The organism is Propioniciclava sp. (assembly GCF_036744435.1).
In the GTDB taxonomy this organism is placed as follows: Bacteria; Actinomycetota; Actinomycetes; order Propionibacteriales; family Propionibacteriaceae; genus Propioniciclava.
The window spans coordinates 19,783-39,767 of record NZ_DAIOIA010000001.1 but is presented as its reverse complement, the minus strand read 5'-3'; the positions used below and the strand labels follow the sequence as shown (position 1 = coordinate 39,767).

Sequence of the window (19,985 nt, the reverse complement as noted above, 5' to 3'; positions counted from 1 at the left end):
GAAGGGGGCAAGGCCTGCGTGATGTGGTGCGGCACTGGTACCTCCTGCGGCTCATCGTCCGCAAGGAGGTCCAGGTCCGCTATCGAGGTTCGGTCCTGGGCATCGTGTGGAGCTACATCAAGCCTGCCGTGCAGTTCGCCGTGTTCTACGTGGCGATGGGCGTGTTCCTCGGCCTCAACAAGGGGATGCCGAACTACGCCGTCTACCTGTTCTCAGGCATCGCGGTGATGAACTTCTTCAACGAAGCGTTCGGCAATGCTGCGCGGTCCGTCGTCGGCAACGGCCAGCTCATCAAGAAGATCTACCTTCCCCGGGAGCTGTTCCCGGTCTCGTCGCTGTGGGTCGCAGGCATCCACTTCGTGCCTCAGCTCGTCGTCCTGCTGGCCGCCTGTCTGGTGGTCGGCTGGATCCCCGGGCCCGTCGAGCTGGCCGCGATCCTGGCCGGGGTGGCGATCGTCGCGCTGTTCTCCCTCGGGCTGGGACTGTTGTTCACCACCGCGAACGTCTTCTTCCGGGATGCGGAGAACATCGTCGACCTGATCGCGATGGTGGCCACCTGGGCCTCCCCGGTGCTCTACGTCTGGACGATGGTGCAAGCTGAGACCCCGGCGTGGCTGCTGAACCTGTACTTCATGAACCCGCTGACGGTGGCCGTGGAACTGTTCCACTACGGCTTCTGGGCGCCCACCGTGCCGCACCTGGGTAACTGGAGCATCCCGCCCCACCTGTTCACCCTCTGGACGCCGGTCGCGCTGGTCGTCTCCGCACTGCTGCTTGTGCTGGGGGACTGGGTGTTCCGCCGCCACGAGGGCCATTTCGCGCAGGAGTTGTGATGAGCGACGTCATGGTGCGGGTCCAGGACCTGAGCAAAGAGTTCGTGCTGCGGCACACGCGGTCGATGAAGGAAGCCGTCGTCTGGCTGCTGAAGGGACGCAAAGGCGACCTGTCGGCCAAGTTCAAGGCGCTGGACGACGTCAGCTTCGAGATCGGCGAGGGCGAGACCGTCGCGCTGCTGGGCTTCAACGGTTCGGGCAAGTCCACCACGCTGAAGCTGATCTCCGGGGTGATGCGCCCCGATGGCGGCGAGGTACTGGTGCGAGGCAAGGTGGCGGGCTTGATCGAGGTGGGCGCGGGATTCCATCACGACCTGCCGGGCCGCGACAACGTGTACCTCAACGGCGCGATCCTCGGCATGACCAAGGAGCAGATCGACGCCCGCTTCGACGACATCGTTGCGTTCTCCGAGATCGGCGAGTTCATCGACACCGAGGTGAAGTTCTACTCCTCCGGCATGTACCTGCGGCTCGCGTTCGCCGTCGCGGTGCACACCGACCCGGATGTCTTCCTCGTCGACGAGATCCTCGCGGTCGGGGACGAGCCTTTCCAGCGCAAGTGCATCGCCAAGATCAAGGAGCTCGTCGCGGCGGGCAAGACCCTGGTCGTCGTGAGCCACGACCTGGATCTCGTGGCGGACATCTGCGAGCGGGGGATCGTCATGGAGCGGGGGCGCAAAGTGTTCGACGGGCCCTGCGTGGAGGCCGTGGCCTTCCTGCGCGGCGTACGCGACTGACGCAGTCGCCTACCGGGGACGGACCATCCGCCGGTAGGCGCCCGACCGCAACCACACCGGCACGAGCCGGTACCCACCCCGCACGAGCACGTTGCGGGCGAACTGGCCGATGCTGGTGAATCCCGAGCGACGGAAGTGCCACTGCAGGATCAGTTCGCTGCGTAGCATCTCGAAACCGCCCCGACGATCGTAGGCGCCCGCTCCCACCCGGTACCGGACGAGGATCTGGTCGGTGTTCGCCACGGCGGCACCCGCCATGATCATCCGGGCGAACAGCCAGTAGTCCTCCATCTTGTTGAGGTGTTCGTACCCGCCGGCTGAGCGGACGGCTTCGCGGCGATACACCACGGTCGGATGGTTGAAGGGATCTCGGAAGCGGGCCATCGTGGCGATGTCGGCCGCGGCGACGGGCAGTTCACGTACGACCCCGTCGGGCCCGGTCTCCTCGGCGAACTCGACCAGGGCGCTGCCTACCAGATCCAAGCCTCCGGCCACCATCGGGACCTGCACGGCGAACCGGTGTGCCAGGGAGAGATCGTCGGCATCGGCGCGGGCCACGATCGAGTGCCGACAGGCGTCCAGCCCCTCCTCCAGAGCCAGGGCGAGCCCGACGTTGCCCGGCAGCGCCACCAGGCGGACCGGCACCGTGCCGGTCAGTTCCCCGGCCTCGACGCGGCGCAGCACCGCGGCGATCCCGGCGGGAACGGGGCCATCCACCACCAGCACCAGTTCCGACGGCGACAGGGTCTGTTCGGTGGTGACCGACGCGATGGCGGCGGCGAAGGCCGCCGGTCGGTCGCCTGCGTAGACCGACATCAGCACGCTGAACGGTTCAGCCACGCCCAGCACCCGCCTCAACCGAGGCCACATCGGGAGCCACCGGGGTCCCGGCGAGGACAGCCGTGGTGGTGCGCGGCGCCGCGGCGGCCTCGCGCAGCCCCTGGCGGCCGTACCCCAGCAGCGCGGAGCGATCCTTCGACCGGAGCACCATCCGCACCCACCTGCGCCCGGTCGCCCCGACGTAGAGGGGCCATTCGAGGGGCCCCAGCGCCCCCGAGCGGCCGAACAGCCACACCTTGTTGCGCACCTCGTGGGTGAACCGGGGACCCGGGTCGGCGTCCGAACTGCCGAACACCTTGGTCAGGTGGTAGACGCGGGAGGCGGGGACGTAGAGCCCGACGCCCTTGCGCAGCAGCCGGGCCGTGTACTCGAAGTCGTCATTCCACAGGAAGTAGTCGGCCAGCGGCAGACCGTGCGTCCGGATCGCGTCGGCATCCAGCAGGATCGACACGAAGGAGGCCGACCGGATGGGGATGCCGCCGACGAGCCGGGCCGAACGTCGCTCCAGCGTCGAGGTGCCCAGACGTTCCCGGGGCAGGTTCATGGGGTGCTCGCGGCCGTCGCGCCAATCGGCGCGGGAGGCCGCGAGCGTGACGCGACCGGGGTAGCGGACGCGGGCTCGCTGCAACTCCTCCAAGGCGGTGGGCGTCGGGACGGTGTCGTCGTCCATGATCCAGACCGCCTCGGCGCCATGCGCGATGATCGCCCGAGCGATGCCCGCGGCGAATCCGCCCGCGCCGCCGGTGTTCGTCGGCAGGGACACCACCTCGGTGACGACCGGATGCCGGGCGGCGAGCGCTGCGGAGTCGTCGGTGGAGGCGTTGTCGATGACGACGACCGCGTCCGGTGGCCGCGTCTGGGCTGCCAGCCCGGCGAGGTTCTCGGCGAGCAGATCGCGCCTGTTCCAGGCCACCACCACAGCCACGATGCGCTGGTCCACGGTCGCGTCGACACCCATGCCGGACACCCTAGACCAGGCCTACCCGCCACGCGGACGCCGGGCTCCACCCCGGCACCCGGGACGATCAGCCGGGGCCGCGAGCGGACCCCGGTACGATGACCGGGTGAACACGACCGTGTCGAACGCACTCTTGGTGCTGCTCTTCATCATCATCGGCGGTGTGTTCGCCGCGGCAGAGATGGCCCTGGTGTCGCTCCGCGACAGCCAGGTCAAGGCGTTGAGCGGCCGGGGCAAGCGCGGCGCGACCGTGGCTCGTCTGGCCGCCGACCCCAACCTGTTCCTCTCCGCGGTGCAGATCGGCGTCACGCTGGCCGGCTTCCTGGCGGCCTCGTTCGGTGCCGACAACTTCGCTCCGCTCCTGACGCCGGTGTTCCTCGGCTGGGGAGTCCCCGACGGGGTGGCCGGCGGGCTGTCGACGGTCCTGATCACGATCGTGATCTCCTACTTCTCCATCGTTTTGGGCGAGCTCACCGCGAAGCGGCTCGCCATGCAGCGCGCCGAGGCCTACTCCCTGACGCTGGGTCCGCTGGTGAATGTGATCGCGAAGATCATGCGTCCGGTGATCTGGTTCCTGGGCGTCTCGACCAACGTCGTCGTCCGGGTGCTGGGCGGGGATCCCCATGCGTCCCGCGAGGAGGTCACCGACGAGGAACTCCGCGCCATGGTGTCGAGTTCGGTGACGCTCGGCGATGAGGAACGCCACATCGTCGACGAGGTGTTCGCGGCCGGGCAGGTGACGCTGCGCGAGGCCATGGTGCCGCGCACCGAGGTCGACTTCCTGGATGCCGACATGGCGGCCAGCAAGGCGATCCGCGTGGTGCGCGACGGCGCCCACTCCCGGTATCCGGTCATCGGCACCGACGTCGATGACGTCATCGGCTTCCTGCACGTCCGGGATCTGTTCGACCTGGATCCTGCCACCCGCCAGGCCCCCATCCGGCAGCTCGTGCGTCCCATCCATTCGCTGCCCGGCACGGTGCGCATCCTGCACGCCCTGACCGAGATGCAGTCCCAGAACGACCACATGGTCATCGTGTCGGACGAGTACGGCGGCACGGCGGGCATCGTGACGATCGAAGACTTGGTGGAGGAACTCATCGGCGACATCACCGACGAGTTCGACCGGGAGGAACCCAATCCTCACGCCACGGACCTCGACGGGCTCACCACCTTGGAGGAGTTCGACGAGTCCTACGGCTACCAGATCCCCGAAGGGCCCTACGACACGGTGGCGGGCTACCTGATGGCCGAGCTGGGGCAGGTGCCCGCGGTGGGAGACCACGTGACCAGCCTGCTGTTCCACCCCGAGGGTGAGGAAGACGAGGGCGCGGAGTTCCAGTTCACCGTCACCGAGCTCGACGGCCGGCGTGTGGCCCGGGTGCGGCTCGATCGCCTCGGTGCGCTCAAGCCCGAGCCGGCGGCCGAGTAACAGGTTCGCCATGCCCGCCGACGACGGGGCGGAGCTGCTGACCGGGCCCCAGGTCGGGGGCTTGCTGGAGGCGGCGGTCCGCCACGCCGGGGGCCTGCTTCAGGAGTGGGAACTCGACCATGTCGATGCCCAGCCCCGTAGTTCGACCACCGCGACCTACGCGGCGCGCGTGGCCTGGCCCAGCGGGGAACGTCACGAACTGCTGGGCGTCAGCGCCCGGGTGCAGGGCCCGAGCGAGGCCGATGTCCGCGCCGAGATCTTCGCCGACGGGGATCGCGAGGTGGCGGTATGGCTGTACCCCAACGATCCCGAACTCCCCGGGCTTCCCCGAGCCGCCTATGCCGCCTCGATGGCCGCCATCCTGACGGACTATCGCGTCGTCGAGGGTCCGTTGGCGCCTACGGATCTGACGCTGGAGATGATGACCTACCGGCCCCGTCGACGGGCGGTCCTGCGCGACACGGTCGTCGATGGCGCGACCTTCTACACCAAGGTGCTGCGGGAGAGCACGATCGACCCGGTCGCCCGCCGTCACCGGCTCTTGCTGGACGCCGGCGTTCCCGCTCCGCCCGTCCTGGCCCGCACGCCGGACCACCTCCTGGTGCTCGGCGCCCTTCGGGGGGACTCACTGGCGCGCGCCCTGTTCCAGCCCGGCCGGTCCTGCACCGCCGAGCAACTCATCGGCATCCTGGACGCCATGCCGAGCGCCGTCGCAGGCCTGGAACGCCGCCCACCGTGGGCCGACGCGCTGGAGCACTATGCGGGCATGATCGCGACCGCGCTGCCGCAGGCTCGCTCGGCGCTGGAGTGGATCACCAAGGAGGTGCGCTCCGGCCTGCGCGGGCTGCCACCTGGCACCGAGCCCACCCACGGTGACTTCCATGAGGGACAGGTGCACGTCGCCGGGGGGAAGGTCGTCGGGATCCTCGACATCGACACCATCGGGCCCGGCCGGCGCGCCGACGATCTCGCCTGCCTGATCGCTCACATGAGCACCATCTCGGGCATGTCGGCTTCCCAGACGGCCGGTGTGCACGCACTGTTGCGGTCCTGGGTCCCCGTCTTCGACGAGCGGGTGGACCCGATCGAGCTGCGGCTGCGCGCGTCCGCGGTCGTCGTGTCGCTGGCCACCGGTCCGTATCGCGTTCAGGCGCCGACCTGGCGGGAGGAGACGCTCGCGATGATCGACGCCGCGGGGGCCTTGGTGCGTCAGGTCGCGTGACGTTACAAAGCGGTATCAACGTGGTGGTGCAGGGCTGGAAACCCTCGTCATCGGGCCCCGCAACGCTAGGATCGCTCGACTGGAAGGCCGCATCGGCCCCAAGAAAAATCCGTGCCAAGGAGGCATTCGTGAAGAAGTCCCTGATTGGTTCCGGCCTGGTAGCTGCGATGCTGCTGGCCGGTTGTGCGACCCCGCCCCCGGCCGCCACGTCCACTCCTTCGTCGTCGACCAGCGCGAGCAACTTCCTCGCCTGCATGGTCTCCGATGAGGGCGGTTTCGATGACAAGTCGTTCAACGAGACCTCGTACAAGGGCCTGAAGGACGCCGAGTCGCAGCTCGGCATCCAGATCCGGGAGCTGCAGAGCCAGACCATCGCGGACTACGCCGCCAACGTGCAGAAGATGGTGGAGGCCAAGTGCAACATCATCGTCACCGTCGGCTTCGCCCTCGGTGACGCCACCGCCGCCTCGGCCAAGGCCAACCCTGACATCGACTACGCGATCGTCGACTACTCCTACGAGGCCCCCGAGGCCAACGTGAAGGGCCTGACCTTCAACACCGCTGAGCCGTCCTTCCTCGCCGGCTACCTGGCGGCGTCCCTGTCCAAGACCGGGACGGTCGGCACCTACGGCGGCGCCCCGTACCCGACCGTGACCATCTTCATGGACGGTTACGCCCAGGGTGTGGCGCACTACAACAAGCAGAAGGGCACCTCGGTCAAGGTCGTCGGCTGGGATCGCGCCAGCAAGACCGGCTCCTTCATCCCCGGCAACCAGTTCTCTGACGTCGCCGGCGGCAAGCAGTTGGCCAGCAACCTGGTCGCCCAGGGCGCCGACATCATCCTCCCCGTCGCCGGCCCCGCCTCCGAGGGCGGGCTGCAGGTCGCGGCCGAGTCCAACGGCAACGTCGCATCCCTGTGGGTCGACTCCGATGGTGTCTTGTCGATGCCGAAGTACGCCTCCGTGATCCCCAGCTCGGTCGGCAAGGGCATGGACGCCGCGGTACTCGAGGCGATCAAGGAGTCCAAGGACAACACCTTCACCAACGAGGCCTACATCGGGACCCTCGCCAACGGTGGCGCCTACCTGGCCCCCTTCCACGAGTGGGACAGCAAGGTCTCCGATCAGACCAAGTCTGAGATCGAGCAGATGAAGAAGGACATCGAGGCCGGCACCCTCAAGGTCGAGTCCTAAGCATCCATCTGACGCAGCGGGGGGCGCGTTTGCGCGCTGCCTCCCGCTGCGTCGGCGTGAGCGCACCACACCCACAGGGGGGAACAGCATCGTGGAGCAGGACACACCCGTCGGCGGACTCGAACTGAGGGGGATCACCAAGCGATTCGGATCGTTCACCGCCGTCGATCAGGTCGATCTGGACGTCCGGCCTGGAGAGATCCACTGTCTGCTGGGCGAGAACGGCGCAGGCAAGTCGACGTTGATGAACGTTCTGTACGGGCTGCTGGAGCCCGACGACGGCGAGATCGTCATCGACGGCGCCGCGCACGTCTTCAACAACCCGCGCGAGGCCATGGCGGCCGGCATCGGGATGGTTCATCAGCACTTCATGCTCGTCGACGTCTTCAGCGTCACCGAGAACCTCATGCTCGGACGCGAGGGCGGTGCCCTGCTGAACGCGGCATCGGCGCGCAAACGCGTCCTGGAACTGTCGTCGCGCTACAGCATGCCGGTGGAGCCGGACGCCTTGATCGAGGATCTGCCCGTCGGCGTGCAGCAGCGGGTGGAGATCCTCAAGGCGCTCGCCAACGACGCGCGCTTCCTCGTCTTCGACGAGCCGACCGCCGTCTTGACCCCGCAGGAGATCGACGATCTGATGCGCGTCATGCAGTCGCTGCGCGACGAGGGCAAGGGCATCGTCTTCATCACCCACAAACTGCGCGAGGTCCGGGCCATCGCCGACCGGATCACCGTCATGCGGCGCGGCAAGATCGTCGGTCACGCCGAGCCGCACAGCTCCGAAGCCGACCTCGCCGAGCTGATGGTGGGCCGCGCCGTCGACCTGCGGGTCGAGAAGACACCCGCCCACCCCGGCGCCACCCGGCTTGCCGTCCGGGACCTGCGGGTGGCCAACCCCGCCGGCGGCATCGTCGTGGACGGGGTCAGTTTCGAGGTCGCCGGGGGCGAGATCTTGTGCGTGGCGGGCGTCCAGGGCAACGGCCAGTCCGAACTCGCCGACGCGATGCTGGGCAATGTTGCCCCGCTCAGCGGCGAGATCGTCATGGACGGCGTCACGCTGACGAAGGCGTCACCGCGGGCCACGATCGACGCGGGCATGGGCTTCGTGCCCGAGGACCGCGAGGTGGACGGCTTCGTCGGCAACTTCACGATCGCCGAGAACCTCATCCTCAACCGCGCCACCGATGCGCCCTTCGCGAAGGGAGTGGCCCTCAACTGGGGGGCGATCCTGGCCAACGCCGAGGAGCGCAAGGTCGAGTTCGACATCCGCGCGCAGTCGGTGTCCGACCCGATCTCCAGCCTGTCGGGGGGCAACAAGCAGAAGGTCATCCTCGCTCGGGAACTGAGCCGCCCCCTGGCGGTGTTGGTGGCGAGCCAGCCCACCCGCGGCGTCGACGTCGGGGCGATCGAGTTCCTGCACAAGCGACTCGTGGAGGAACGCGACCAGGGGACCGCCGTCCTGCTGGTCTCGACGGAACTCGACGAGGTCGAAGCACTCGCTGACCGTGTGCTGGTGATGTATCGCGGCAAGGTGGTGGGCATCGTGGCCCCGGACACCCCCCGCGAAGTGCTGGGCCTCATGATGGCGGGCGTCCCGTTCGAGGAAGCCACCAAGGTGGGGCAGGCCGGGCAGGCCGCCCCGACGAAGGAGGAGGATCATGGCTGAGGCCGCGAACGCGGCGGTGTGGCGTGAGCGGGGCAGGACGTGGGCGATCACGGCCGGCTCGATCGTGCTGGCGCTGATCGCCGGTGCGGTGCTGATGGTCGTGTCCGACCCGGACGTCATCACCCAGTACGCCTACCTGTTCACCGCCCCGGGGCTGCCGCTCGGCGCATCCTGGGCCAAGGTCTCCAGCGCCTACGGGGCGTTGGTCCTGGGGGCGGTCGGATCCCCGAACGCGCTCGCTGCGACCGCCTGGCAGGCGGCACCGCTGATCTGCGCCGGCCTCGGAGTCGGGCTCGGCTTCCGTGCCGGCCTGTTCAACATCGGCGCTCAGGGGCAGGCCATCTGGGGTTCCATCGCAGCCGCCTACCTGGGCTTCGCCCTCCAGCTTCCGCCGGTCATCCACCTGATCGTCGCCGTCATCGGCGGCCTGATCGCGGGTGCCATCTGGGGCGGCATCGTCGGCTTCCTCAAGGCGCGTACGGGCGCGCACGAGGTCATCGTCACGATCATGCTCAACTACGTCGCGCTGCAGGCGCTGTCGTGGCTGCTGTCCACGCCCGCCTTCCTGCGTCCGGGGCGCGTCGACCCGATCGCCCCGGTGATCCACGACACCGCCGCTTTCCCGATCCTGTTCCGGCAGCTCAATGTCGGCTTCCTGGTCGCCTTGGCGGCCGCGGTTGCGGTGTGGTGGCTGCTGGACCGGTCCACGCTCGGGTTCGCGATCCGCGCCGTGGGCGCCAACCCGGCCGCCGCAGGGACGGCAGGCATGAACGTGCCCAACGTCACCATGATCACCATGGCGCTCTCGGGCCTGCTCTGTGGCCTGGCGGGTGTCCAGTACGCGCTCGGTCCGGGCGCCGACCTGGTCGCCACGCCGTTGTCGATCGGGTTGGTCGGCACGGTCGGCTTCGACGCCATCACGGTCGCCCTGCTGGGGCGCAGCAAGCCGCTGGGCACCGTCTTGGCGGGCCTGCTGTTCGGTGGGCTGCACGCCGGTGGGCTGGCGATGCAGAGCATCGCGCAGACGCCGCTGACCCTGTCCACCGTCCTGCAGGCGCTCATCGTGCTCTTCGTTGCGGCGCCGGCCCTCGTGGGCGCGTTGCTGCCGAAGATCAAGGCCCCTGCCGCGACCAGCCTCGTCGGAGGTGAAGCATGACCACCGTTGACCCGATGGCGCTGATGGATGATGCGCCCATTGAACTGAAGGTCACCGAGTCCCGGGCTGCCCGGCGCGCCCGGCTGTCCACCGGCGGCCTGCTGGTGGGGCTCGGCGTCCTGCTGGCGATCTTGTCCTTCCGGGCCCGCGGCGACGCCGCGTTCGCCCTGTCGGACGCGTTCGCCGCGGTTCCGCTGCCCACGATCGTCGTTCCCGGCATGGCGACCGCGCTCGTGTGCGGGCTGATCACCGCCGTTGTCGGGGCGGGCTTCCTCAGCGGGCGACTCACGGGCTCGCTGCGGACCTGGTCCGCCGTCGTCGCAGGCTTCGCGGTGGCGTTCGGCTTCGTCGCCTGGGCGGGTTCCGGCAGCGCCTTCCCGTTCCCGGTGGCCAACCAGCTCTCGGGCACGATCGTGCTCGCGACCCCGCTGGTGTTCGGCGCCCTGGCCGGCGTGCTGTGCGAGAACGCAGGCGTGGTGAACGTGTCCATCGAGGGCGAGTTCCTCGTGGCGGCGTTCACGGCGGCCACCGTCGGGTCGATCACGGGCTCGCTCGTCGCAGCCATGCTGGCGGCGATGGCCGCCGGCGTCGCGATGGCGGCGCTGCTGGCCCTGTTCTCGATCAAGTACCTCGTCGACCAGGTGGTGCTGGGCGTCGTGTTGAACCTGCTGGCCTCCGGCGTCACCGGCTTCCTCTTCGACCAGCTCGTGCAGCCCAACAGCGCGACCCTGAACGCGGCGCCGCAGCTCTCGCGGGTGGCGATCCCCGGGTTGTCGGCCATCCCGCTGCTGGGCCCGGCATTGTTCAACCAGTCGCCCCTGGTCTACATCGCCTTGATCGCCGTGATCGTCGTGGCGTTCCTGCTGTACCGCACCCGCTGGGGGCTGCGCGTCCGGTCGGTCGGCGAGCACCCGGAGGCAGCCGACACGGTGGGCATCAACGTGCGTCGAACCCGATGGATGGCGGTGCTGGTGGGTGGCATGTTCGCCGGACTTGGCGGGGCCTACTTCACCATCGGTTCGACGGGCGGGTTCATCAAGGACATCACGGTCGGCAACGGCTTCATCGCGCTGGCCGCGGTGATCATGGGCCGCTGGCATCCGGTGCGGGCCGCGTTGATGGCGCTGTTCTTCGGATTCGTCACGCAGCTCGCCTCGCAGTTGCAGTCCCTGAACGCTCCGATGCCCAGCCAGTTCCTGCTGATGCTGCCGTACCTGGCCACCATCGTGGCCGTGGCCGGCCTGATCGGACGTTCGCGCGGCCCCAAGGCCGACGGCGTCCCGTACACGAAGTGACCGCGGCCGTGGTCGGCGACACCGCAGTGCCTCCGCCCGATTGGGAGGGGCTGCGGGCCGCGGCCCGGGAGGCCTGCGCGCGGGCCTACGCGCCCTACTCGGGCTATCCCGTAGGGGCGGCCGCCCTCGTGTCTGACGGTCGCCTCGTGACCGGGTGCAATGTCGAGAACGCCGGCTATGGCGTGACGCTGTGCGCCGAGTGCGGGTTGATCGGGGACCTGGTCAACGGCGGCGGCGGGCGGTTGCTCGCGTTCACCTGCTGTAACAAGGCGGGGGAGCGCATCATGCCGTGTGGACGCTGCCGGCAGTTGCTCTGGGAGCACGGCGGGGCCGCGCTCCTGGTGGACACCCCTGACGGAGTTTGGGCGATGGACCAGGTGCTGCCGCAGGCGTTCGGCGCCGACGATCTGAACCGATGACGCGGGCGGTCTCGGCTACAGCTTGAAGCCGAGGCCGTGCGCGACGATGACGGCGATACCGGCCACGACCGCCAGCCCCACGACGGCGTAGCTCGCGGCGGCCCAGGCGCGCTTTCCCGACGCCTGTGCGCGCACTCCGAGGCTGAACAGTGCGGGCAGACCCGCGCCCAAGACGAGACCCACGGCGGTCACCTTCCAGACCGCGTCCAGCGCAGCGAGCAGTTGCCCCATCAGGACGCCACCTTCTCATGTGCCGACTCCGACAGCGGGGCGGGGGAGTCGGGGACCTCCCAGGCGTCGTTGACGTTGTCGGGGCTGATCGGCGCCTGACGACTGTGCAGGAACATCCACAGGGCCAGACTGGCCATGACCGCCACTGTGAACAGCGGCCCCCACCAGTCGCCGAGCAGGTGGGCGCACAGCCACAAACCGGCGCTGACGGCGGCGGAGGCGGGCAGGGTGATGAGCCAGGCGATGGCCATTTTCCCGGCGAGTCCCCAGCGCACCGTCGCGCCTTTGCGGCCCAGCCCCGAGCCGAGGATCGAGCCGGTCGCCACGTGCGTGGTCGAGAGGGCGAAGCCGAGTTGGGAGCTCGACAGGATGACCGCTGCGGACGCGGCCTCGGCGGCCATGCCTTGCGGCGACGAGATCTCGACGAGGCCCTTGCCCATGGTCCGGATGATGCGCCAGCCCCCGATCCAGGTGCCCGACGCGATGGCGAGGGCGCAGGCGATCTTGACCCACAGCGGGATCTCATGGGTGTTCGTCCAGGTGCCCGACGCGATGAGCGCGAGCGTGATGACCCCCATCGTCTTCTGGGCGTCGTTGGCTCCATGCGCCAGGGAGACCAGTGAGGCGGTGCCGATCTGGCCCCAGCGGAAGCCGCGGTCCATGGTGGAGGCGGCGACGCCGCGGGCGATGCGGAACACCAGCCAGGTTCCGACGGTGGCGACCAGAGCCGCGATCACCGGCGAGGCGAGGCCCGGGAGGATCACCTTGCCGACGACACCGTCGAGGGTGGAGCCGCTGCCGACCCACTTCACGGATTCGACGCCGAGCCCGGCGATGGTGGCGCCCACCAGGCCGCCGAACATGGCGTGGGAGGAACTGGAGGGGAGCCCGCGCAGCCAGGTGAACAGGTTCCAGGTGATGGCACCCGCCAGACCCGCCAGCAGGACCAGCAGGAGCGAGTGCCCGCCGTCGGCCAAGAGGTCGGCACGAGGCGTCCCGTCGGCGTTTTGGATGCGCACGATCGCATTGGTGACGGTCAAGGCGACTTCCACGGACAGGAAGGCGCCGACCAGGTTCAACGCCGCGCACAGCAGGACGGCGACGCGTGGTTTGAGGGCTCCGGTCGCGATCGAGGTCGCCATGGCGTTGGCCGTGTCATGGAAGCCATTGGTGAAATCGAACGCGAGGGCGGTGCCCACCACAAGGATGAGAAGGACCAGCTCAGGGGTCACCTCATGATGGTAACCATTGCGACGTGTGCAGGTCATCTCCGTGACATATGAGGTCCATGTGGTTGCCGCTGTCGCGATGGGGGTCCGGGCCAGGCCATAGAATCCGGGCATGACTTCTCGGATCCTCACCTGTGCTGCGTGGCCGTACGCGAATGGCCCCCGGCACATCGGACACGTGTCCGGCTTTGCCGTCCCAGCGGACGTCTTCGCGCGGTATCAGCGCATGGCGGGCAAGGACGTGCTGATGGTGTCGGGCACCGATGAGCACGGCACCGCGATCCAGGTGAAGGCCGACGGCGAGGGGCTGACGGCGCGCGAGACGGCCGACAAGTACCACCGGATCATCGTCGAGGACCTTCAGGGCCTGGGGCTGTCCTACGACCTGTACACCCGCACGACCACGCTCAACCACGCCGCCGTGGTGCAGGAGTTGTTCCGGTCGCTGTACGACAACGGCTACGTGGTCGCTCAGCGGCAGTTGGGTGCCATCTCGCCCTCGACCGGCCGGACGCTGGCCGACCGCTACATCGAGGGCACCTGCCCGATCTGCGGCTTTGAGGGGGCCCGCGGCGACCAGTGCGACAACTGCGGCAACCAGCTCGACCCCATCGATCTGATCAACCCGCACAGCCGCATCAACGGCGAGGTGCCGGAGTTCATCGAGACCGAGCATTTCTTCCTCGACCTGCCCGCGCTGGCCGAGTCCCTCCAGGCCTGGCTGGGCACGCGCACCGACTGGCGTCCGAACGTGATCCGGTTCTCCACCGAGTTCGCCAAGGACCTCAAGCCGCGCGCGGTCACCCGCGACCTCGACTGGGGCGTCCGGATCCCCATCGAGGGCTGGCAGGACGCCGACATGAAGCGCATCTACGTGTGGTTCGACGCCGTGACCGGGTACCTGTCGGCGTCGGTCGAGTGGGCGCGCCGCGCCGGGCGCCCCGACGCCTGGAAGGACTGGTGGACGAACGCGGACGCGGAGTCCTACTACTTCATGGGCAAGGACAACATCACCTTCCACACGGTGATCTGGCCCGGGATGCTGATCGGCGCCAACGGGGAGGGTTCCCGCGGGGGCACCCCGAGCGCGTTCGGCGTGCTGGACCTGCCGACCGAGATCGTGAGCTCGGAGTTCTTGACCATGTCGGGGTCGAAGTTCTCCAGTTCGCGCAACAAGGTGATCTACGTGCGCGACTTCCTGGCCGAGTTCGGCCCCGATGCCCTGCGCTACTACATTGCCGTCGCGGGTCCCGAGAACCAGGACACCGACTTCACCTGGGACGAGTTCGTCCGCCGGGTGAACTTCGAGCTGGCCAACGAGTGGGGCAACCTGGTCAACCGATCGATCTCCATGGCGCACAAGAACGTGGGGGCCATCCCGGAGGCGGGGGAGCTCACCGCCGACGATGAGGCCCTGCTGGACGCGGCGCGCGCGTCCTTCGCGACGGTGGGGGCGCTGCTGGAGCGAGCCCGCTTCAAGCAGGGCATCGGCGAGGCGATGCGGCTCGTGTCGCTGGCCAACAAATACCTGTCGGATCAGGAGCCGTGGAAGAAGAAGGACGATCCGGTCCGGCGCGACACGATCCTCCACGTGGCGCTGCAGGCCGTGGCCGACTGCAACACGTTGCTGACGCCGTTCATGCCACATGCGGCCCAGAAGGTGTTCGAGGCGCTCGGCGGGTCCGGCGTGTGGGCGGCGCAGCCGCGGATCGTCGAGGTCGACGAGGAGGGTGGCCCCTCCTACCCCGTGCTCATGGGCGACTACGCCGGTGAGGCGGCGCGCTGGGAGTCGACCCCGATCCAGGCGGGGACGCCGTTGGCCAAGCCGACGCCGATCTTCGCCAAGCTTGACGACACCCTGGGGCAGACCGGGCCGGCATGGGCGCCGGTCGCTGAGGCCTGAGCGGCGCCCTCACGCGGACGCGGTCACTCAGCCTGCGGGCTGGGGGCCGCGTCAGCGTCCGCCTGACGCGCGTACCGGGTCGCCAGCCAGGAGCAGGCCATGAGTTGCGCCTGATGGAACACCATCAGGGGCAGCATGATGAGCCCGATCGGTTGCGAGGCGAACAGCACGGTCGCCATCGGTAACCCGGTGGCCAGCGACTTCTTGGTGCCGCAGAACTGAATGGCGATGGCATCGCCGCGGTTGAACCGCAGCCGCCGGGCGCCCCACCAGGTGAGCCACAGCATGAACCCGAGCATCACGAGGCAGACGGCGATCAGGGCGACGATGTCGCGGATGCTCACCATCCCCCAGATGCCCTCGCGGACGCCCTCGGAGAACGCCGAGTAGACCACGAGCACGATGGAGACCTGGTCGAACAGCTTGAGCTTCTTGTGTTTGGTCACGAACTCTGCCGTCCAGCGACGAGACAGTTGGCCGAGAATGAACGGCAGCAGGATCTGGCCCATCAGGTCGAGGATCGAGTCCAGGCCGACGTCCGCCTGCCCGGAGGTGTTCATCAGCGCGATCGCGAGCAAGGGGGTCAGGAAGACCCCCAGCAGGTTGGACGCGGAGGCGCTCACGATCGCCCCGGCGACGTTGCCCCGCGCGATGGAGGTGAAGTTGATGGAGCTTTGCACCGTCGAGGGGCACAAGGTGACGTAGACGAGGCCTGGGATGAGTGCGGGCGAGATCACCTGGGCGGGGAGCCGGGCGATCAGCAGGCCCACCAGGGGAAACACGATGAAGGTGCTCGCCAGGATCACCAGGTGGAGCCGCCAGTGTGTCAACCCGGCCAGCGCTTCGCGCGGGTGTAGGCGGGCGCCGTAGAGGAAGAACAGGCAGAAGATGGCGACCTTCGTGGCCCACGACAGCACGGTCGCGCCGGTGCCGGAAGCAGGCCAGAAGGTGGCGGTGACGGCCGCCGCGATGATCGCGAGCAGGAAGTAGTCGAGCTTGATTCCCCGGATGGCCACCCGGCAACCCTAGCCGCGAGGTACGTCCAGCGCGGCCAGATCGTCGGGGGTCAGCAGGTGCTCCATGAGCACCACCTGGTAGGGGTTCCAGGTGGAGAGCGTGTAGCGCAACCGGACGCCGCCGGGGACCACGGCGGAATCGTAGAGGTAGGGGGCGTAGGCACCACCCGGACGGCCCGCCTGGGCGGCGAAGATGGCGTCGCCGACCGGGTCGTCCTGCTCGAAGGCGCGGATGAACCGCCGTGATGGGTCGCCGAAGGAGAGACCGTCGGCGATCCAGTCGAACAGCACCCGGCGTTCACTCCAGGGCCCCCACGGCGTGGGGGAGGTGCGCAGCACGATCGAGCCTCCCGCCGAGTCCTCGGGGCCGCTCATGGACAGCAGGGCGTACGACGCGAGGGCGGGCACCCACCGGACGCTCACCTCGCCGAAGGAGCCGCGCACCAGCGCCATCGCGTCGGATTCGTGCGCCGACCAGGCCGGCACTCCGGCGTCCAGACCGCTCAGATACGCCAGCCTCGGCTGGGCGAGCCCCTGGGACGCATCCAGGACGGCGAACCGCAGATCATCGGCACGATACGACCCCGATCCCCACAGGCCGAACAACGGGGCACCGTCGGCGAACGGGACCTGCGCCGACTCCCGTGCGAGTGGTTGCACCGCAACGTTGATGAAGTACAGATCGGACACCTGCGCCAGGGCGGTGAACCGGAAGGGGCGGCGCGTCGCCCCGGTGATGGCGGAGACGGGGTCGTCGGCGCGGGCCAGGAGGGATCGGCCCATCACCTGGTGTCGCGCGAAGTGGTTGGACGAGGTGAACACGTACCAGCGGCCCTCATGGGTGAAGCCGTCCAGCGGGACGTCGTACTCGGTCATGGTCGTGCCCAGGCCCCGGAAACGCAGCGGCCCGCCATGGAACTCGAATGCGGGGTGGTCGTCGCCGGGGTCGCGGATCAGTGCCAGCGAGTCGCGGGTGGCCCAGCGGCCGCGATGCCAGTGGGTGTCGCCGAACAGCATCACCGAGGCGTCACCTACCTCGACCCGGACGCCCAGATCGGTGCCGCGGACCCCGGACACCGAATCGGAGCGGCTGAGCGTGGTGCGGGGGGCTTGGGCCCACGGCTGGGAGTCGGTCTCGCCGCTGACCTGCGCCACCTTGCGGGACGCCTGTGCCGCGCGGGGCGGCGGGGTGCCGAGGTGGACGCGGAGCGCGGCGGCGGGAACCCAGCGTGCATCGCGGTGATCACCGGGGGAGCCGCGCTGCTCGCGATGCCACAACACGATGGCCTCCTCGTCGGCGACCAGGGCCTGCAGCCAGCCGTCTCGCCGGCCCACCGCTTGCCGGGTGCCGCCCAGGTTGATTGCGCCCAGCCCGAGAGGGGAGGCGTCCACGCCGCTGCCGAGAGAGGTGGCGCACAGGGCGACCGCGGCCACGTGCAGGTGCGCGGCGAGGTCGGGCACCGCCGCCGGCATCGGCGTCCAGGCCGTCTCGGTGGCCGGTCCCTGCCACCACGCCAGCCCGACGCCCGGCTCGGGGACGGCCAGCACGGCACGGCCTCGCGAGAGGGGGGCCAAGGCGGGGACGTCGGACGCGGCAGGAATGTGGCCCAGGGACTCCCATCCGCGGCCGGGGCGTCCCGTGAGAAGGTGGACGTGGTCGTGGTGGGGGAGTGCCGCGAGGAGGCCACCCCCGGAGGCGAGGAGGGCGGGCGTCCCCGCCGCCGCCCCCACGGGGGCTCCTCCCTGCCAGGTGGCGGCGTCGAGGGAGACCCAGTGACGCACGATCTGGTCGTGCCTCACCAGGGCGTGGAGCGTTCCCGCCTGGGTGGTGAGAGCAACGCCCTCGCCGGGGCCCAGGTCGGCGACGCGACGCCACTGCACGGCGTCCGCGGCCGGATCGTGCGTCCACGCGGTGACTCTGCCCGGCTCGGGGACCAGCGCGACCATGACGCCGGGACGCCACCGGGGCGTCCAGCGATCGGGCAACTGCGCCAGGGCGGCGGGCGCCACGGAGCCCTCGGTGAGGGTCGCTCCTCGGGTCCAGCCACGGTCGGGGCGGCCCTGGGGACGGTGGTAGTGGTCGAGCAGCACGGTGCCACCGTCGGTGCGGCGCACCAAGGCGTCGAGCCGGGGCGCGCGCAGGAGCGCTCGCCAGCGGCCGGTGTCCCCGGGGACGGAGGACTGGATCAGACTGCTGGCGCCGAGCGGTTGCACGCCGCCAAGATAGCGGCGCGGTGGCCTGCGGCGCGTCCGGCGAGGGGGCCGGGACGAACTAAGGTGTCGCCCATGATCGAGGTGCAGGACTTCCGGGCCATGGGGGAGGCGCTCGGCGACGCCGGTGCCGTGTTGCGGACGAACGCGGCCAGCGCCGGGCTGAACGCAGCCGTCCCGACGTGCCCGGGATGGAGCGTTGCCGACCTGGTCGCCCACACGGGACAGGTGCACCGCTGGGCGGCCGATCGGCTGGAGCATCGTCCCGAGCGGCCAGAGGCCGAGGTGCTCGCCGAGGCGGCCCTGGTTCCCGATCTGCTGGGCTGGCTGGACGACGGCCTGGTCGACCTCCTCAACGTGTTGGCGACCACACCCGCGGACGCCGAGGGGGAGTTCTTCCTTCCCGGCGCCCCGGCGATGCGGGACGCCTGGCTGCGCCGGATGGTCCACGAGACGTCTGTGCACGCCCTCGACGCGATGGCCGCGCGGCTCGGCCGGGAGGTGGCGGCGTCGGAGGTCTGGCTGGCGCCGGGGCTGGCCGCCGATGGCGTGGACGAGTTCTTGACGGGCTTCTGGGTGCGGGATGCGCCGCTGCGCGCCACGCCTACCCGGCGGGTCCGGATGGACGCCACGGACGCTGGCCGTTCCTGGCTGCTGAGCATCGCCGGGGATCGGGCCGCCGTGACCCGGGTGGGCGCCGACGAACCGGCGGACGCCACCGTCTCCGGAACCGCGCGCGAACTGTACTTGGGCGTGTGGAACCGGGGCGGCGGCGCCACCAGTACCGATCCCGGCTGGTGGGACGCGTGGCGCGCACACGTGCGGGTCTTGTGACCTGATGTTGATCCCCGTCACCGACCCCTCCGATCCCCGGCTGGCCGACTACGTCGCGTTGCGGGACACGTCGCTGCGCAAGGCGATCGAGACGGAACGCGGCCTGTTCATCGCCGAGGGCGAGAAGGTCATCCGCCGCGCTTTGGAGGCGGGCTACTCGCCGCGCTCGTTCCTGCTCGCGGAGCGTTGGCTGCCGGGGCTCTCCGACGTGCTGGCGCCGCACGAGGACGTCCCGCTGTACGTCGTGTCGGAGGCGATGGCCGAGGCCGTCACCGGGTTCCACGTCCACCGTGGGGCCCTGGCCTCGCTGCATCGCCGACCCCCGACTCCCATGTCGGACTTGCTGGGGGCCCGAAGGCTCGTCGTCGCCGAGGACATCGTCGACCACACCAACGTCGGTGCTCTCCTGCGTAACGCGGCCGGGCTGGGCTGGGACGGCGTCCTGCTCGCCCCTCGGGCCGCGGACCCGCTGTATCGGCGGGCCGTCAAGGTCAGCATGGGCACCGTGTTCTCCCTGCCGTGGGCCCGCGTCGACGACTGGGCCACGGCGTTGCCGACGCTACGGCAGGCGGGTTTCACGGTGGTGGCGCTCGCGCTCACCACCGATGCGATCGACCTGGACGCGTTCGTCGCGGCCGGGGTCCCCGACAAGCTGGCCGTCGTCGTGGGCACCGAAGGCGATGGCCTCTCGGCACACTGGATCGCTCAGGCGGACGCCGTCGTGTCGATTCCGATGCAGCACGGCGTGGACTCGCTCAATGTCGCCGCTGCGACGGCGGTCGCCTGCTGGGCGCTGCGCTGAGGGACGCC

General features: G+C 69.6%; 18 protein-coding genes. 12 read left to right on the top strand and 6 right to left on the bottom strand.

The features are described 5' to 3' along the window. Positions 1-26: 26 nt before the first annotated feature. Together V7E09_RS00190 and V7E09_RS00185 are read left to right on the top strand one after the other, a co-directional pair. A complete protein-coding gene (locus V7E09_RS00190) occupies positions 27-833 on the top strand; it encodes an ABC transporter permease (protein WP_324510502.1) in 807 nt (268 codons plus the stop codon). Beyond that, the gene (locus V7E09_RS00185; protein WP_324510503.1) at positions 833-1,570 is read left to right on the top strand and encodes an ABC transporter ATP-binding protein; all 738 of its coding nucleotides are present in this window, start codon (positions 833-835) and stop codon (positions 1,568-1,570) included. The genes V7E09_RS00190 and V7E09_RS00185 overlap by 1 nt, the downstream gene beginning before the upstream one ends. A gap of 9 nt (positions 1,571-1,579) precedes the next feature. Here the strand turns inward: V7E09_RS00185 and V7E09_RS00180 are convergent, their stop codons facing one another. Together V7E09_RS00180 and V7E09_RS00175 are read right to left on the bottom strand one after the other, a co-directional pair. Next, a complete protein-coding gene (locus V7E09_RS00180) occupies positions 1,580-2,410 on the bottom strand; it encodes a glycosyltransferase (protein WP_324510504.1) in 831 nt (276 codons plus the stop codon). Beyond that, positions 2,403-3,368, bottom strand: coding sequence for a glycosyltransferase (locus V7E09_RS00175; protein WP_324510505.1), 966 nt, complete (start codon positions 3,366-3,368; stop codon positions 2,403-2,405). The genes V7E09_RS00180 and V7E09_RS00175 overlap by 8 nt, the downstream gene beginning before the upstream one ends. Before the next feature lie 106 nt (positions 3,369-3,474). Here V7E09_RS00175 and V7E09_RS00170 point away from each other — a divergent pair, with 106 nt between their 5' ends. The 7 genes from V7E09_RS00170 (at position 3,475) to V7E09_RS00140 (ending at position 11,751) form a co-directional block, all read left to right on the top strand. Continuing rightward, positions 3,475-4,800 carry a hemolysin family protein gene (locus V7E09_RS00170; RefSeq protein ID WP_324510506.1) on the top strand — a complete coding sequence of 442 codons (1,326 nt, stop codon included), beginning with the start codon at positions 3,475-3,477 and terminating at the stop codon, positions 4,798-4,800. A gap of 10 nt (positions 4,801-4,810) precedes the next feature. Then, positions 4,811-6,022: a phosphotransferase gene (locus V7E09_RS00165; protein WP_324510507.1), complete on the top strand. Its 1,212-nt coding sequence runs from the start codon at positions 4,811-4,813 to the stop codon at positions 6,020-6,022. Between the two features lie 128 nt (positions 6,023-6,150). Continuing rightward, complete coding sequence (locus tag V7E09_RS00160; protein WP_442956806.1) at positions 6,151-7,215, top strand: BMP family lipoprotein; 1,065 nt, start codon at positions 6,151-6,153, stop codon at positions 7,213-7,215. Positions 7,216-7,261: 46 nt separating this feature from the next. Then, entirely contained in the window at positions 7,262-8,881 is a 1,620-nt protein-coding gene (locus V7E09_RS00155) for an ABC transporter ATP-binding protein (RefSeq protein ID WP_442956811.1), read from the top strand. Further along, a complete protein-coding gene (locus V7E09_RS00150) occupies positions 8,874-10,037 on the top strand; it encodes an ABC transporter permease (RefSeq protein ID WP_324510509.1) in 1,164 nt (387 codons plus the stop codon). Before V7E09_RS00155 ends, V7E09_RS00150 begins: the two co-directional genes overlap by 8 nt. Continuing rightward, entirely contained in the window at positions 10,034-11,332 is a 1,299-nt protein-coding gene (locus V7E09_RS00145; protein ID WP_324510510.1) for an ABC transporter permease, read from the top strand. The genes V7E09_RS00150 and V7E09_RS00145 overlap by 4 nt, the downstream gene beginning before the upstream one ends. Continuing rightward, a complete protein-coding gene (locus V7E09_RS00140; protein ID WP_442956805.1) occupies positions 11,329-11,751 on the top strand; it encodes a cytidine deaminase in 423 nt (140 codons plus the stop codon). The genes V7E09_RS00145 and V7E09_RS00140 overlap by 4 nt, the downstream gene beginning before the upstream one ends. Before the next feature lie 15 nt (positions 11,752-11,766). Here V7E09_RS00140 and V7E09_RS00135 read toward each other — a convergent pair whose 3' ends face one another. After that, the gene (locus V7E09_RS00135) at positions 11,767-11,982 is read right to left on the bottom strand and encodes a hypothetical protein (RefSeq protein ID WP_324510511.1); all 216 of its coding nucleotides are present in this window, start codon (positions 11,980-11,982) and stop codon (positions 11,767-11,769) included. After that, the gene (locus V7E09_RS00130) at positions 11,982-13,214 is read right to left on the bottom strand and encodes an inorganic phosphate transporter (protein WP_324510512.1); all 1,233 of its coding nucleotides are present in this window, start codon (positions 13,212-13,214) and stop codon (positions 11,982-11,984) included. The genes V7E09_RS00135 and V7E09_RS00130 overlap by 1 nt, the downstream gene beginning before the upstream one ends. Before the next feature lie 109 nt (positions 13,215-13,323). On the opposite strand from V7E09_RS00130, the gene metG reads away from it, so the two are divergent. Beyond that, a complete protein-coding gene (metG, locus tag V7E09_RS00125; protein ID WP_324510513.1) occupies positions 13,324-15,114 on the top strand; it encodes a methionine--tRNA ligase in 1,791 nt (596 codons plus the stop codon). Between the two features lie 23 nt (positions 15,115-15,137). Here the strand turns inward: metG and V7E09_RS00120 are convergent, their stop codons facing one another. Both V7E09_RS00120 and V7E09_RS00115 read right to left on the bottom strand, forming a co-directional pair. After that, positions 15,138-16,130 carry a bile acid:sodium symporter family protein gene (locus V7E09_RS00120; RefSeq protein WP_324510514.1) on the bottom strand — a complete coding sequence of 331 codons (993 nt, stop codon included), beginning with the start codon at positions 16,128-16,130 and terminating at the stop codon, positions 15,138-15,140. 9 nt (positions 16,131-16,139) lie between these two features. Continuing rightward, a complete protein-coding gene (locus tag V7E09_RS00115; protein ID WP_324510515.1) occupies positions 16,140-18,344 on the bottom strand; it encodes a DUF4185 domain-containing protein in 2,205 nt (734 codons plus the stop codon). 72 nt (positions 18,345-18,416) lie between these two features. Here V7E09_RS00115 and V7E09_RS00110 point away from each other — a divergent pair, with 72 nt between their 5' ends. Beyond that, positions 18,417-19,175, top strand: coding sequence for a maleylpyruvate isomerase N-terminal domain-containing protein (locus V7E09_RS00110; RefSeq protein WP_324510516.1), 759 nt, complete (start codon positions 18,417-18,419; stop codon positions 19,173-19,175). A 4-nt stretch (positions 19,176-19,179) separates the two neighbouring features. After that, positions 19,180-19,977 carry a TrmH family RNA methyltransferase gene (locus V7E09_RS00105; RefSeq protein ID WP_324510517.1) on the top strand — a complete coding sequence of 266 codons (798 nt, stop codon included), beginning with the start codon at positions 19,180-19,182 and terminating at the stop codon, positions 19,975-19,977. Positions 19,978-19,985: the final 8 nt, after the last annotated feature.

What these genes read in the sequence shown, in the direction of transcription:
- V7E09_RS00185 (WP_324510503.1), top strand. Translation starts at nt 833, where the DNA reads ATGAGCGACGTCATGGTGCGGGTCCAGGACCTGAGCAAAGAGTTCGTG.
- V7E09_RS00175 (WP_324510505.1), bottom strand. Translation starts at nt 3,368, where the DNA reads ATGGGTGTCGACGCGACCGTGGACCAGCGCATCGTGGCTGTGGTGGTG.
- V7E09_RS00165 (WP_324510507.1), top strand. Translation starts at nt 4,811, where the DNA reads ATGCCCGCCGACGACGGGGCGGAGCTGCTGACCGGGCCCCAGGTCGGG.
- V7E09_RS00150 (WP_324510509.1), top strand. Translation starts at nt 8,874, where the DNA reads ATGGCTGAGGCCGCGAACGCGGCGGTGTGGCGTGAGCGGGGCAGGACG.
- V7E09_RS00145 (WP_324510510.1), top strand. Translation starts at nt 10,034, where the DNA reads ATGACCACCGTTGACCCGATGGCGCTGATGGATGATGCGCCCATTGAA.
- V7E09_RS00135 (WP_324510511.1), bottom strand. Translation starts at nt 11,982, where the DNA reads ATGGGGCAACTGCTCGCTGCGCTGGACGCGGTCTGGAAGGTGACCGCC.
- metG (WP_324510513.1), top strand. Translation starts at nt 13,324, where the DNA reads ATGACTTCTCGGATCCTCACCTGTGCTGCGTGGCCGTACGCGAATGGC.
- V7E09_RS00110 (WP_324510516.1), top strand. Translation starts at nt 18,417, where the DNA reads ATGATCGAGGTGCAGGACTTCCGGGCCATGGGGGAGGCGCTCGGCGAC.
- V7E09_RS00105 (WP_324510517.1), top strand. Translation starts at nt 19,180, where the DNA reads ATGTTGATCCCCGTCACCGACCCCTCCGATCCCCGGCTGGCCGACTAC.